General features: G+C 71.0%; 13 protein-coding genes. 9 read left to right on the forward strand and 4 right to left on the reverse strand.

Features of this window, described 5'->3' with window-relative positions; genetic code table 11:
* Window positions 1-123 precede the first annotated feature (123 nt).
* Genes murJ through V1460_RS21770 form a run of 3 tightly spaced genes read left to right on the forward strand, consistent with a single transcriptional unit; the run spans window position 124 to window position 3,213 of the window.
* Window positions 124-1,821: a murein biosynthesis integral membrane protein MurJ gene (gene murJ / locus V1460_RS21760; protein WP_407077505.1), complete on the forward strand. Its 1,698-nt coding sequence runs from the start codon at window positions 124-126 to the stop codon at window positions 1,819-1,821.
* Complete coding sequence (locus V1460_RS21765) at window positions 1,821-2,396, forward strand: SigE family RNA polymerase sigma factor (RefSeq protein ID WP_338675306.1); 576 nt, start codon at window positions 1,821-1,823, stop codon at window positions 2,394-2,396. Before murJ ends, V1460_RS21765 begins: the two co-directional genes overlap by 1 nt.
* Window positions 2,389-3,213 (forward strand): hypothetical protein, encoded by an 825-nt coding sequence (locus tag V1460_RS21770; RefSeq protein WP_338675307.1) that lies wholly within the window; start codon window positions 2,389-2,391, stop codon window positions 3,211-3,213. Before V1460_RS21765 ends, V1460_RS21770 begins: the two co-directional genes overlap by 8 nt.
* 715 nt (window positions 3,214-3,928) lie before the next feature.
* On the opposite strand, the gene V1460_RS21775 is transcribed toward V1460_RS21770, so the two are convergent.
* Entirely contained in the window at window positions 3,929-4,111 is a 183-nt protein-coding gene (locus V1460_RS21775; RefSeq protein ID WP_338675308.1) for a hypothetical protein, read from the reverse strand.
* A gap of 285 nt (window positions 4,112-4,396) precedes the next feature.
* Between V1460_RS21775 and V1460_RS21780 the strand changes: the two genes are divergently transcribed.
* From V1460_RS21780 to V1460_RS21790, 3 genes are all read left to right on the forward strand, one after another.
* On the forward strand, window positions 4,397-5,548 hold the full coding sequence (locus tag V1460_RS21780) for a PLP-dependent cysteine synthase family protein (protein ID WP_338675309.1): 1,152 nt from the start codon (window positions 4,397-4,399) through the stop codon (window positions 5,546-5,548).
* On the forward strand, window positions 5,548-6,843 hold the full coding sequence (locus tag V1460_RS21785; RefSeq protein WP_338675310.1) for an MFS transporter: 1,296 nt from the start codon (window positions 5,548-5,550) through the stop codon (window positions 6,841-6,843). The genes V1460_RS21780 and V1460_RS21785 overlap by 1 nt, the downstream gene beginning before the upstream one ends.
* A gap of 79 nt (window positions 6,844-6,922) precedes the next feature.
* Window positions 6,923-8,149 carry a DUF1015 domain-containing protein gene (locus V1460_RS21790; RefSeq protein ID WP_338675311.1) on the forward strand — a complete coding sequence of 409 codons (1,227 nt, stop codon included), beginning with the start codon at window positions 6,923-6,925 and terminating at the stop codon, window positions 8,147-8,149.
* A gap of 64 nt (window positions 8,150-8,213) precedes the next feature.
* On the opposite strand, the gene V1460_RS21795 is transcribed toward V1460_RS21790, so the two are convergent.
* The 3 genes from V1460_RS21795 to V1460_RS21805 form a co-directional block, all read right to left on the reverse strand.
* A complete protein-coding gene (locus tag V1460_RS21795) occupies window positions 8,214-8,852 on the reverse strand; it encodes a DUF305 domain-containing protein (protein ID WP_338675312.1) in 639 nt (212 codons plus the stop codon).
* A 93-nt stretch (window positions 8,853-8,945) separates the two neighbouring features.
* Entirely contained in the window at window positions 8,946-9,341 is a 396-nt protein-coding gene (locus V1460_RS21800) for a DUF6153 family protein (protein ID WP_338675313.1), read from the reverse strand.
* Window positions 9,342-9,696: 355 nt separating this feature from the next.
* Complete coding sequence (locus V1460_RS21805; protein WP_338675314.1) at window positions 9,697-10,983, reverse strand: aminotransferase class V-fold PLP-dependent enzyme; 1,287 nt, start codon at window positions 10,981-10,983, stop codon at window positions 9,697-9,699.
* 225 nt (window positions 10,984-11,208) lie between these two features.
* On the opposite strand from V1460_RS21805, the gene V1460_RS21810 reads away from it, so the two are divergent.
* From V1460_RS21810 to V1460_RS21825, 3 genes are all read left to right on the forward strand, one after another.
* Window positions 11,209-11,577, forward strand: coding sequence for a BlaI/MecI/CopY family transcriptional regulator (locus tag V1460_RS21810; protein ID WP_338675315.1), 369 nt, complete (start codon window positions 11,209-11,211; stop codon window positions 11,575-11,577).
* Window positions 11,574-12,485: a M56 family metallopeptidase gene (locus V1460_RS21815; protein WP_338675316.1), complete on the forward strand. Its 912-nt coding sequence runs from the start codon at window positions 11,574-11,576 to the stop codon at window positions 12,483-12,485. Before V1460_RS21810 ends, V1460_RS21815 begins: the two co-directional genes overlap by 4 nt.
* Window positions 12,486-13,062: 577 nt before the next feature.
* Entirely contained in the window at window positions 13,063-13,479 is a 417-nt protein-coding gene (locus V1460_RS21825) for a hypothetical protein (RefSeq protein ID WP_338675317.1), read from the forward strand.
* Window positions 13,480-13,574: the final 95 nt, after the last annotated feature.

The following is a 13,574-nucleotide window of genomic DNA, read 5'->3' on the forward strand; positions in this document are numbered from 1 at the left end:
CCTTGCGCCCCCTGCGGGAGGGCGGCGGGAGATGCCCGCCTGTCTCATGCACGCCCGGCGGCGCCGGAATGTGGCAGACGATTTCGCCGGGATCCGCGGAACCGGCTCGCAGGCAGGTGCGGCGTGACGCGGACAAGGCCGGCGGGAGCCGGTGTCGATGCCCGAAAGGCGGACGCGGGCAGCGGGCGGGGCAGGGCGTCGATGATGCTCGGCTCGCTCGTCTCCCGGACCACGGGTTTCGTACGGAGCGCGGTGGTCGTCGCAGCACTGGGGACGGCCCTGCTCGCAGACGCCTACAACGTCGCCAACACCGTGCCGAACATCGTCTACATCCTGCTCATGGGCGGGGCCCTCAACTCGGTCTTCGTACCCGAGCTGGTGCGTGCCGCGAAGGAACACGAGGACGGCGGGGTCGCGTACACCGACCGGCTCATCACCCTCTGCCTGGTCGCGCTCACCGCGATCACCACGGTGGCCGTGCTCGCGTCGCCCTGGATCGTCACGGCGTACACGGACTACAGCGGCGCCCAGCGCGATCTCACGGTGGCCCTGGCCCGCTACTGCCTGCCGCAGATCCTCTTCTACGGCGCCTTCACCGTGCTCGGTCAGGTACTCAACGCCCGGGGCCGGCTCGGCGCGATGATGTGGACGCCGGTCCTCAACAACGTCGTCGTGATCGCCGTCTTCGGGATCTACCTGGTGGTGGCCGCGACGGCGACCGGAGCCGGCGCGGTCACCGAGGGACAGCTGCTCCTGCTCGGGATCGGCAGCACGGCGGGGATCGCGATGCAAGCGCTCGCCCTGCTGCCCGCCCTGCGGTCGGCGGGATTCCGGTGGCGCCCGCGGTTCGACTGGCGCCAGGCGGGACTCGGCCGGCCGGTGCGGGCCGCGGTGTGGACGCTGCTGCTCGTGCTCGTGAACCAGGTCGCGTACTGGGTGGTGACCCGGCTCACGACGACGGCCGGGCTGCGGGCGGACGCAGAGGGCATCGCGGCGGGTGTCGGGTACACGGCGTACAGCAGCGCGTACCAGCTGTGGGTCGTCCCGCAGGGCATCATCACGGTCTCCCTGGTGACGGCCCTGCTGCCGGTCATAAGCCGCGCGGCGGTCGACGGCGACCCCGGCCGGATCGGCGCGGAGCTCACCCGCTGCCTGAAGACCACGGCGGTGGCGATCGTCCCCGCCGGCATTGTCTTCCTGCTCCTCGCACCTCGCCTGACAGGCGTGGCCTACCAGTACGGACAGGTCACCGAGGCCGACGCGCAGGCGATCGGCTGGGTCCTCGCCGCTTTCGCTCCCGGCCTCGCGGCGTTCTCCGCGCAGTACGTACTCGCCCGTGGCTTCTACGCACTGGGTGACACCCGTACGCCGTTCTTCCTCACCCTCGTGATCGCCGGTCTCAACACGGGCCTGTCGCTGGCCGCGTACGCACTGCTGCCGGCGCGCTGGGCCGTGGTCGGGATCGCCGGGGCGTACGCCGTCGCGTGCACGATCGGACTCGCGTGTACGGCAACGGTGCTACGGCGTCGTCTGGGGCGGGGCTTCGAGGGCACGCTCGGTACGCACGTACGGCTCGCGGTCGCGTGCCTGCCGGGTGCCGGGGCGGCGCTCGCCGTCGACCGGCTGAGCGTCAGTGTGCTGGGCGGCGGGCCGCTCGTCGACGGCGGTGCGCTGCTGGCGGGTGCGGCGTGCATCGGTCTGTCCGTGCTGCTGCTCGCCCGCCCTCTCGGCGTGCGCGAGGTGGACGCCCTGCTCGCACCGCTGCGCCGGCGGCTGGGAGTGCTCGGCCGACGCCGAGGGGAACGAGGAGCGGGCGGCTGATGAGCGCTCCCTTGCACGACTCCACCGAGCGGGACTTCGAGAGGTTCTACGCGGACAGCGTGCGGCGCATGGTCGTGGTCGTGTACGCGGTCACCGGTGACATCGCCGAGGCGGAGGACGCCGTGCAGGAGGCATACGCGCGAGCCTGGCCGCGCTGGAAAGAGCTGGCCGAGCAAGGAGATCCCACCCCCTGGGTGCGGACGGTCGCCCTGCGGCTGGCGGTGAGTTCGTGGCGACGGGCCCGCAACCGCGTGAAGGCTCACTTCCGACACGGCCCGCCCGCGGACGTTCCCGGTCTCGACCCGGACCACGTGGCCCTGGTCGCGGCGCTCCGGCGCCTCTCCCCCGAGCAGCGACGCGCGGTCGTCCTTCATCATCTCGTCGACCTGCCCGTGGACGAGGTGGCCCGGCAGACCGATTCGACCAGCACGGCGGTACGCTCGCGCCTCATGCGCGCCCGGCGCATCCTGAACAGCCATCTTTCCGACACCGCCCTGCCTGCACCTCCAGCGCGGGTCCGCCCGCGGGCGGTCGCACCGTACCGGCCTCGACAGGAGGCGTATCCCCATGAATGACGGCAGGTCCATACCTCTCGCCAGTGAACTGGATTCGCGGCTCCAAGAGTTCGCGACCGAGGTCGATCCCCTGGTCGCCCCCGCCGGCGGAGTCGTGGACGTGCGCCTCCGCGCGGTCCGGCGCCGTGCCCGCCGTCGCGCGGGAGTGGGGACCGTCGCCGTCGCCGTGGCGCTCACGGCCGGCTGGTGGATCCTCCCCGACCCCACGGACGCACGCGTCTCGGCGCAATCAGGGCTGGCAGACGGCCAGCTGGTCGCAGCGGCCTCCATCCTGCCTTCCTCCGGCGCGGATCGCGGGCTGGCACCCAGAGCCCTGCTCTCCCCAGCGGCCCTGCCGTGGAACGCGACGTACCGGTGGCGGGCGGTCATGACCGGGGACGGGTCGACCGCGACCCTGCCGAGCCAGGGCACCCACCCGTGCACCCTCGTCTGGTTCTCCGGATCGAGCGCGAGGGACCAGATCGTCCGCACGTACAGCGGCCAGGGTCGCGCCACGGCTCAGCACCGGATCGTCGGCTTCCCCACCGAAGACGCGGCACGGCGGAGCGTCGGCGAGGCGGCCAAGGCACTGGCGCGGTGCGGATGGCACGGATCCCGGACTTCCGGGGACGGCCACGGCCCGGACTCGCCGGTCGTGTACGACTACGCCCTGAGCGGCGGCTCGGGAACGCCGCTACGCGTCACGCTCGTCCAGTCGGACCACCGCGTCGCCGTGCTGGCACTGGGCGCGGCGCACAGTGCCGACCCGACACACACCGATCCACGCACCGAGCGCTGCCTGGGGGCGAGGCAGAACTCGCCACGGGCACATTGTTGAGGCGTAAATTTATTTCTTAGTTTCTTAGTAAAGACCCTGACCGGCCCCTCCAAATCGGACAATCAACCGAGGTCCTCAACGACTTATTCACGCCATGTTTCGGATGGAATTCCGAACCACCCGGAAGGGATGGTTAAGATAACGGCGTGATTACAGCCCGGTCGCGCTCGCGTGCGCCGCAATCCCGCCGTTCGGCGGGTCTGCGGCGTCTACTCGGCCTGGCCGCACTCCTGTTCGGCCTCCTGGCCGGGCACGGAGTGAACGTGGACGAGGCCGCGGTTGCCGCGTCGCCCGCCATGACCAGCCTTTCCCACAGCATTGAGATCGAGGGAAGCTCCGGCGACCACGGTCCGGTACACCCGGCACATGAATGCTCGCCAAGGCCGCCAGAGGGAACACCGGCACCCAATACGCCGTGTTCCGCGCGACAGGCCGATGCGCCCTGCTCTGCCGGGCCCTGTCCCCGAACCAATGCCGACATGGCCGCGGCGACCACTGCGCCGACGGCCGCGCCCAGAGCCTCGACAGTCCTTCAGGTGTAGAACGCCCCGCGTCTCGCTCCCTGCGGCCACGCGCACTCGCGCCCGGGAGTAGACAAAGGACGCGCATCACCCCCACACCCCTGATTTGCCGCGGATACCGCTCCGTCCTGCCTTCATGGGACCCAGAGGTACTGCCGCCCGGAGGAACTGTGCCACGCCGCCCCCGCAACCCCTTACTCGCCGCTGTCGTCGGCGCACTCCTGTTGTCGGCAGCCCTCTGCTTCACGCCCCTCGGCGACGCCGTACACCACCAGGTCGGCAGAGCCGCCGTCACGGCCGTCACAGCCGGTCTCGAACTCGACGTCGACCTCGGCCACAACGACCACCGAGGCCCACAGCATCAGCACCACGACCACCAGGCCGGCTGCTCTTCACCGGGCCTCGCGCCTCAGCTCCTCTTCACGGCACGGCACGCGCCTGACACCAGCGCACTCGCCACCTCCTTCGGCGACTACCCGCACGCCCTCGGACCTCAGCCACAGCCGACGGCCGACGGTGCGGCACCCATAGCCAGTTCCGGTCGGTCGACGCAGATCCGCGTCTGCCGGTGGCGCATCTAGACCGTTCGACTCCCGGCCGCGCACGACGCGGACGGCCCTCGAACGAGTACCCGATACGCACACCGAAATGAGAGCGGAATCATGCATTCCTCGACCACCGACGTCACACCCCCCACCCGCTCCGCCCTGTCCGGGCTGGTAGGCAACACTCCTCTCCTCCGCGTCTCGGAGCCGCTCGCCCCGGCGGGCCGCGGTTTCTGGGCGAAGCTGGAGGGCTTCAACCCCGGCGGCATCAAGGACCGCCCGGGTCTCCACATGGTCGAGCGGGCCCGCGCCCGGGGCGACCTGCGCCCCGGCGCACGGATCATCGAGTCCACCAGCGGCACGCTCGGACTCGGCCTCGCCCTCGCCGGCATGGTCTACGGACACCCCGTCACCCTGGTCACCGACCCGGGCCTGGAGATGTCCATGACCCGGCTGCTCACCGCGTACGGAGCCCAGGTCAACGTGGTCTCCGAGCCGCACCCCACCGGCGGCTGGCAGCAGGCCCGCCGCGACCGCGTCGCCCAGCTCCTCGAACAGCACCCCGGGTCCTGGTGCCCGGACCAGTACAACAACCCCGACAACACCACCGCGTACACCCCGCTCGCCCTCGAACTCGCCGCCGAACTGGGACACATCGACGTCCTGGTGTGCAGCGTGGGCACCGGCGGGCACTCGGCCGGCGTCTCCCGCGTCCTGCGCCAGCTCTACCCGGACCTGACCCTGGTCGGGGTCGACACCATCGGCTCCACGATCTTCGGCCAGCCGGCCCGGCCGCGGCTGATGCGCGGCCTCGGGTCCAGCATCTACCCGCGCAACGTCGCGTACGACCGGTTCGACGAGGTGCACTGGGTGGCGCCGAGCGAGGCGGTGCGGACCTGCCGGCAGCTCGCCACCTCGCACTACGCCACGGGCGGTTGGAGCGTCGGCGCCGTCGCTCTCGTCTCCGGCTGGCTCGCCCGTTCGCTCCCGAAGGAGACGAGGATCGCGGCGGTCTTCCCCGACGGGCCGCAGCGCTACCTCGGCACGGTGTACGACGACGACTACTGCGCCGCCCACGGACTCCTCGACAACCCGCCCGCGCCCGAGCCGGAGGTCATCGGCCGCCTGGACGAGAAGGAGGTCACTCGCTGGACCCGGTGCGCCACCGTCGTCGACCCGCTCACACTCGCCGATGAGGGCTCGGCCGGAGCCGAGGACGGCCACGCCGACGACGCCGGCCTCGCGGACGCCGCGGAGGAGCGGGTCTGATGAAGGGCACCTTCTCCCAGTTCCGCTCGTACGAACTCAGCGTGCGGCTGTTGATGGTGAACCAGTTCACCATCAACCTCGGCTTCTACATGCTGATGCCCTACCTCGCCGCCCACCTCGCCGGGCCCCTGGGCCTCGCCGGCTGGCTGGTCGGCCTCATCCTCGGCGTACGCAACTTCAGCCAGCAGGGCATGTTCCTGGTCGGCGGCACCCTCGCCGACCGGCTCGGCTACAAGCCGATGATCATCGCCGGTCTCGTCCTGCGCACGGCCGGCTTCGCGACCCTGGGCCTGGTGGACTCCGTGCCCGCGCTGATCGCCGCCTCCGCGGCGACGGGCCTGGCCGGCGCGCTGTTCAACCCGGCCACCCGCGCCTACCTCGCCGCCGACGCCGGTGAGCGCAGGGTGGAGGCGTTCGCTCTCTTCAACGTCTTCTACCAGGCGGGCATCCTGCTCGGGCCGCTCGTGGGCATGGTGCTGACCGGGGTCGACTTCCGCGTCACGTGCCTCGTCGCCGCCGGCACCTTCGCCGTGCTGAGCGTGGTGCAGATCCGCGCCCTCCCTGCCCGCCGGGCCAAGGTGACGAAGGAGAAGGAGGGGGCGAGTGTGCTCGCCGAGTGGCGCGGCATTCTCGCCAACCGCCCGTTCCTGCTCTTCTCCGTGGCCATGATCGGCTCGTACGTCATGTCCTTCCAGGTCTACCTGGCCCTTCCCCTGGAGGTGCGACGGATCGGCGGCGAAGGCACCTTCGGCACGGCGGCCGTCGCCGTCCTGTTCGCGGTGTCCGGGCTGAGCACCATCCTCTTCCAGACCAAGGTGACCGCCTGGTGCAAGGCCCGCATGGAGCCGGGGCGCGCCCTCACCTGGGGTCTGCTCACCATGGGCGTGGCGTTCGTGCCCCTGCTCGTCGCCACGGCGGTGCCCGTGCCGGGCGAAGGCATCGGCCTGTGGCTCCTCGCCTCCGTGCCGCCGACGCTCGCGGCGCTGCTCCTGGCGATCGGCACGATGATCGCGTACCCCTTCGAGATGGACACCATCGTCCGTCTCTCCGGAGACCGCCTCGTCGCCACGCACTACGGCCTTTACAACACCATCTGCGGGGTCGGCATCACCCTCGGCAACCTGCTGACCGGAGCCGCGCTCGACGCCGCCCGGAAGGCCGGCCTTTCCGCACTGCCCTGGCTGGCGCTGACCGTGCTGGGCCTGGCGTGCACCGCCGCCCTGTACGGCCTGCACCGCACCGGCCGCCTCGCCGAGCCACCGACCAAGACCCGGCCGGAACCCGTGGCCGTCTGACCTGACACCAACGGCAGGGGGCGGGCGCCCACGAAGCGCCCGCCCCCTCTACCGCCATGCCCCCATTCGGGAGTGAACCTTGACGACCGTCCCGTCGCGGAAGGCACGAACCACCGTGCGGCTCCTTCCGTTCCGCGCCGTCCGATACGACCCGGCGCAGGCCGGCCGGCTCTCCGCCGTCCTCAGCGCCCCGTACGACGACATGAGCCCCGCCCACGCCCGCGCCCAGCGGGCCCGGCCCCACCACATAGCCCGCCTGCTCTACTCCCCCGATCCCCAGGACACCGCCGGCCAGCTGCAACGCTGGCTGGAGCGCGGAGTCCTGCGCCGCGACCCCGAGCCCTCCCTGTACGTCTACGAGCAACGGCTCGGCCCCCGGATCCTCCAGCGCGGCCTCATCGGCGAACTCGCCGTCTCCGGTGCCCACGCCGGTCCCGTCATCCCCCACGAGGACGTGCGGGAACACGTCGTGCGGCAGCGCGCCGCCCACATGTCCGGCCTGCGAGCCCAGTTGGAGCCGCTGCTGCTCACCCACCGTTCCGTCGAAGGGACCGGCCGCCGACTGGCGGAGTGGGTCGCCGAACACCCACGCGTCGCCGCCGCCCAACTCGGCGGCGTCACACACTGCCTCTGGCAGTGCACCGACCCCGCCGACCAGGCCCTCCTCACCGCCGGCCTCGGCGGAGACCGGGCCCCGCTCCTCGCCGACGGCCACCATCGCCTGGCGGCCTGCCGACGAATGAGCCGGTGGCACGACGGCCTGTCCTGGCATCGCAGCCTGGCGCTGCTCATCGACTCGACATCAACACCTTTGCGTCTGCAGGCGATCCATCGTGTCCTGCCGGGTCTGGACGCGGAGAAGGCCGCGCGAGCGGCGTCCGGCGTCGCGCGCGTCCGGCCTCTTCCGTCCGGGCCACGTCTACCCCGGACCGGCGAACTCTTGCTCGTCGGCGAAGGACGCGCCTGGATCGTGACGCAACCGCAGCCGTCCGCTCTGTCCGAGGCGCTGGCCGGACTGCCGACCGAGTGGCAGGCCCAGCCCGCAGCCGTCACCGACCGACTCCTCATCCAGGGCTGCTGGTCCATACCCGACCTGCCCGGCACGGTCGTCCACATGCACGACGCCGATCGGGCTCTCGCCGCCGTGACCTCCCAGGGCACCGGCACCGCCGTACTCCTGCCGGCCCCCACCGAGGACGGCGTACGAGGCCTCGCGGAGCAGGGCGTTCTCCTGCCCCGCAAGTCCACCTCGTTCGGCCCGAAACCCGCCGCCGGACTCGTGATGCGCGTTCTTCCACGCACGTAGGCACGACTGCAGGGCACGGCCGGAACATTCCTGCCGTGCCCCGCACGTGCCGACCGGGCTTCGGTCAGCTCTTGCCGAGCATCTTGTTCATCTGCTCGATCTCGGCCGTCTGGGCCTTGATCACGTCATCGGCCATCTTGAGGGCGGGGCCGTACTTGCCCTCCGCCTTCAGCTTCTTGGCCATCTCGATGGCACCCTCGTGGTGCTTGATCATCATCTCGGCGAACATCTTGTCGAACTCGGCACCCTTGGCCTGCATGAGCTCGTCCATGTCCGCTTTGCTCATCGAGCCGGGCATGCCGTTCGACATGTCGTGGCCCATGCCCGTCATGTCGGCCGGGACCTCCTCGCCCCACGAGGTGAGCCAGCCGGACATGGTCTTGATCTCGGGGTCCTGGGCGCCCTTGATCTTCGCGGCCAGGTCCTTCGCCTCCGCGGACGAGGCCCTGGTGTCGGCCAGCTCGGCCATCTCCACGGCCTGGCGGTGATGCTGGATCATCTCCTTCGAGAAGGAGACATCGGCCGCGTTGTGGTCACCGGCCGTCGCGGGCGCGCTGGTGGCGGGAGCCGAGGACCCCGTTCCCATGGATCCCATGTCGTGTCCGCCGGCGCTGCCGCCACACGCGGCGAGCACCAGGGCGGCGACGCCGGTGGCGGCGGCGACGAGGACGGTACGGCGGATCAGCTTGCGGTGCGTGTTCATGCGTGACTCCTGCGTTTGTTCTGGAAGGTATGCCGGTGCGCGCCGCCTCGCCCGGTGGACGGGCCACACGGGGTACGGCGCCGCGGGCGCTTCCTAGATCCGCAGGAGTTGAAGTTCGGACAGCGACGGAGGGGTACGGCCTCGGCCGGCTGAGAAGGTGTGCGGGGTGGCGAGGCCCGCGGTCGGCTCGGCGGGGCAGATCACCGTGGGCTGGGGCGCGGGCAGCGAGACCGAGGCCCCGACAGCGGCGGAGGCGCACGTCGGATCGGCGTGGTCGCCCTGTCCTTCGTGACCCGAGCAGTCGTGATCACAGTGCCCGGTCGCGTCGAGCATCACAGCCGCAGGCTGGTTCGAGCCGCTCGGCTGCGCGATCGCAGATACGGGCGCCATGGCGTGCATGCCCAGCAGCCCGAGGAGTACGGCCAGGACAAGAAGCCCATGCGGACGCAGCCTCTTCGGCGGCTCTGGGCACTTCTTGTCGGCACTCACGGGCCTCATCGTAGGTCCTGCTTTCGTAGAGCTGTGGCCGGGTGGCGTGTAACGCTGCGTGACCGCCCTGGTCTTCGCTTCCCCGCCCGGGGTCTCGTTGAGCTGAGCGAGCAGTCTTGGTGGGAGAGGGCGGGAGTCCCGTCGGCGTACGGGCGCCGGACGGACACCGAGGAGGACCAGAAGCTGCTTTCCGCCTGGTGGGGCGTTCAGCTGTGCCCGGTGGAGCTGTCGCGGGATCGGCTGGCGGCGGTATCGGCCTGGCCTTCGCCCGGCCTGTGCCCACCGAACCACCTCCAGCGTCGCCGGGCCCCGTGCCGAGCGCCCCAGCGACGCCCCGGGAAGCCTGGAGCGGCTTTCAGCGGGTGAGGTCAGCCAGGCTGTTGAGCGCGGTGTCGATCTCTGCTGGAGTGTTGATGACGGCGGTGCCGATGCGGGTGTAGTTCAGGGTGGACAGCCGCACGTGGCGGGCGGCGGCGTGGTCGACGACCTGCTGATGGGTGTATCCGGCCACGCTGAAACAGGTGATGCCCGCTGACAGCCCCGCGTCGGCGGGAGTGTGCACGGTGACCCCGGGGATGCGCCTCAGCCCTTGCTTCACCCGTGTCGACAGCTGCGTGATGCGGGCGGCGACGCGTGCTCGGCCCAGCTGCTCATGCAGCGCTACGGCCACCGGCAGGGCGAAGGCATGCTCGAACGCCAGAAACCCGCCGGGTGACAGGGACGCCGCTCCCCCGCTCCCGATGAAGCTCACGAAGGTGGGCCGCAGCTGGTCGAGGACGTCCGGCGCCACCCAGATCAGCCCTGTTCCCCTGGGACCGAACAGCCATTTGTGCGTTCCGGCGATCACCACGTCCGCGCCCAGGCCGGCGGCATCCTCGTCGACCGCCGCCAGCCCGTGCACGCCGTCGACGACCAGAAGGCACCGGTCAGCGGGGCTGCGCCCTTCATTGGCCCGGCGCACTACCTCGGCCACCGCCCGCACCGGCATCCGAAGCCCCGTGCTGGACTGCACCCAGGTGATCCCCACGACTCTGGTGTTCCGGCGGATCGCCTCGCCGACCGCCGCCGCGATGCCTTCCGCCGCCGCGGTGGCCGGATCCGCGAACCAGGAGACCAGCCGCACCGTGTTGCCGTGCTTTTCGGCGGCCAGCCGGGCAGCGGTGCGATGAGAGATGTGGTCGAGCTCCGTCAACAGGAACTCTTGTCCCGGACGGGTCACGACGCCGTTGTGGACGAGACCGAGCCCGATACTCGTGCTGGCCGTCATCGCGATCTCCTCGGCCCGGCCTCCCAGATAGGCCGCGAGCGCCTGGCGTACCCGGGGCCATCCGGTCGGGCCGTCGGGCAGCGCCAACCCCGCGGGCACCGACAGAGGGTTGGCGTCGACCTGTGCGCTCAGATGATCCACCGCGTCTCGCACGACCTTCGGATGCGAGGCCAGGTAGAACAACGCGAGGTTCGCCCATCCCGGCTCCAGACGAAACTGCGCCCGCAAGGCGTCCCAGTCCACTCGCCCCTCGGGCGTAGTGACCGGCCGCTCCCGCGATGTGCTCGCCCCTACCGCGCAGGAGCTGGGCGCGACGGTGACCGCCAGCGCTCCCGCGGATCTCGCCAGCAGATCACGCCGACTCGTCATCGACATCAGCACCCCTTTGCACCGCGACCGGCGAAGCGGTGGCGAATTGGCTGTCGGTGCCCTTCTCGTGACGACGTTACGCAAGGTGGCCGCGGGTGCCCACAGCGCCATCGCCCGAACGGCCTGAGCCGGGCCCGTCGGAACAGCCGCTCCACGTGGGCCGGGGCTGCACCGTGAGTTGCCCGTCTACTATGAATTCGAATGCGGGATCAGCGGAGAGGACACGGGCCCATGCGACGGCTGGGGGAGCTTGAGGCGGAGATCATGGACCGCTTCTGGAGATGGGGCCGCCCCGCGACCGTGCGTGAGGTCGTCGACGACATCAACCTGCACCGCGACGTCGCCTACACCACCGTGACCACTGTCACGACCATCCTCTTCCACAAGGGCCACCTCACACGGGCCAGGAACGGCCGGATCTGGTTGTACAAGGCCGCGGACACCCGCGAGGCGTACTCGGCCGCGCTCATGGAGGACGGCCTGGAGGTCAGCGAGGACCGGCCGGCGGCCCTGGTCCAGTTCGTGGAGAACCTCGACGACGACGAGATCGCGGCTCTCCGCAACGCCCTCCGGACCGTCGGGCGACGGGCGAAGCAGTGAACGCGGCCCCAACCCTCCTGGGATACGCGGCTGTCGTGGGCGTCGCCACCCCACGCCTGATGGTGCGCAGTGCCTGGCCACACCGGGCACCGGCCCTCGCGGCAGTCGTATGGCTCGCCCTCATGGTGTCGTTCACGCTCGCGACCGCGCTCGCCGCCTCCCAGCTCGCAACCCGTACCGAGCATCTGCACGCCGGACTCGTGGGGCTGCTGCACGCCTGCGGCCTCGCTGCGGGCACCCCGGTGGTGCCCAACCCGACCACCGCCGACCAGCTCGCCCTGGCGATGCCCCTCGCCGTTGTCACCGCCTTCGCCGGTGCCTTCCTCTTCCACCTCACGCGCGCGGGACTCATGCGCGCCCGGCACCGCGACCGGCTCGACATGGTGGGCGTGCGCTCCGACCGCCTGCGCGCCACCGTCCTACCGCACGGCACCCCCGCGGCGTACTGCCTTCCGGGCCTCCGCTCCCGCATCGTCGTGAGCGACGCCGCCGTACGACTGCTCACGGAAGAGCAGCTCGACGCCGTCCTGGAGCATGAGCGGGCGCACATCGCCGGCCGCCATCATCTGCTGATCGCGGCCGCGCAGGCGTTCGCCACGGTCTTCCCCTGGGTGCCGCTCGCGCGCCGCGCGCGGGAGGAGCTGGCAGTACTCCTCGAGATGATCGCGGACGACCGCGCCCTGCGAAGCCACTCGCACGAGGTCCTGGCCACCGCGATGTACGAGATGGCCGCCGGCCGGGCACCGAAGGGCGCATTCGGCGCGGGCGGCTCGACGGCCCTCCTCCGCATGAAGCGCATCCTGGGCCCGCGCCGGGCCCCTCACCCGGCCCTCTGGGGCTCGGTGGCCTCCGTCGCCCTAGCCGTCCCGCTGCTGCCACTGCTGGTCGCCTGCCCACCTGGCTTGTGACGGCACTCCCACGGGAGGGAGCCCCACGCAGGCCGCAGGCTGCAACGGCCGGGCCCCTGACAGTCACCTTCTGCCATTCTGCCTGCCATGTCCGCGCGAAATCGAAGACTGCCCCGGCACCGTGCCTGGACCCTGACCACCACCGACATCAACGAGTGTCTCGGCTCCCACATGGACCGCGTCACGGACCTGTAGTTCCTTACCGGGCCTGGCAGCGGGACCATCGTCCTGGGAGCGGCGTGGGTTGCTCCGCACCCCCGCAGCTACGGCCGCGGCGTCCACCCGGACATGGTCGGCTTCCGCATAGACGTCCATCCGGTCGATGCCACTGACCGTGCTGCCGCGCGCGCTGTTCTACGAGCGCATGCCTCCCGCAACTCCGCGAATGGATCACGCAGGCGATCGCTGCCGACGAGACCTGGCAGCTGACTCCTCACCAGCACTACTGGCGGCTCACCGACGGCCACCTCACCCACCGCGACGAAGCGTGAACCGAGTCCGGACGATCTCGACGATGTTTACTCTCTGCTCGGCACCCCGGTCCGACCAGGTCACCCGAGCTGGTTATGATCACGCCGTGGTCACGGAACCTTTGGCGGCGAGGAAGCCCCGCACGCGGTCTCTGGTTCCGCCGTGGTCGCGTCTGCTGTGGCTCGGCGCCCTTCTTTTCGGGCTCCTGTACGCGCACGGCCTCCACGCCGACAGCAGTGCCGGGCACACGACACCCGGCGGTGTCGCCACAGCCCTCGTCGGCCACGTCCACGAGCGGCTTCAGACGTCCGTCAACGACCACGACACCGACGGATCGCCGACGCACGCCATACCAGACTGCGCGACCGGACAGCCCTGGGCAGGGTTCGACATCCTTCCGCCCGCCCTGTCCCCGCTTGACGCGGAGCTCGCTCTCGACGGCGCGGTCGGCACCACGAGCCCGTCGGGGACGGTTCCTCCCACGGCGGCACCCTGCCCGGCATCGGTCGTTCTGCGCATCTAGCGAGCGATCGAGGCGACGGGCCGCCCCTTGGGGCCAAGCCCTCTCATCCGCCTCATCACCAGGTCAGCTCCCGGTACCCGGCGGACGTGCCGCCG

Origin of the sequence: Streptomyces sp. SCSIO 30461, assembly GCF_037023745.1 — a bacterium.
Lineage (GTDB): Bacteria > Actinomycetota > Actinomycetes > Streptomycetales > Streptomycetaceae > Streptomyces.